1 protein-coding gene is annotated in these 390 nt (G+C 35.1%); it reads right to left on the bottom strand.

Features of this window, described 5'->3' with window-relative positions:
- Positions 1-122: 122 nt before the first annotated feature.
- On the bottom strand, positions 123-390 hold a 268-nt coding region (locus tag FE392_RS21065; protein ID WP_319932017.1), incomplete at its 5' end, for a ribbon-helix-helix domain-containing protein.

Below are 390 nucleotides of genomic sequence, written 5' to 3'. Positions count from 1 at the left end.
CTCTACAAACCTCGTAAGATCAATAACAATAATTTGCGAGGACGTTATACAAAGCTCTACAATCTTCCCTAAAAAAAATAAAAAGGTCCATAATGGACCTAATAACAAACAACAATCTATTTTCATTCATATTCACTCAAAAAATGCTCCAATGCCAATTCTAATAGGTCGGACTTGTCAAAACGCTCTCTTTCTGACAGTTTATCGAGACGTTTCGCAACTTCTTTGCTCAAAATAACCGTTTTTCGCGTCCTATCGTCCCTTCTAAGAGTTTTTATTTCTTCATGAAGAGTTTTGTGCTTTTTCGTTCTTTCTCTATCTGTACGCCAAAATAAGAGCATTTCATGAAGGTCTGCTATATCTTCACTTGTCAAAACTTCAGATACTTTC

It is taken from the genome of Xenorhabdus santafensis, from assembly GCF_033949405.1.
GTDB lineage: Bacteria > Pseudomonadota > Gammaproteobacteria > Enterobacterales > Enterobacteriaceae > Xenorhabdus > Xenorhabdus santafensis.
This window is presented reverse-complemented; position numbering and strand designations above follow the sequence as displayed.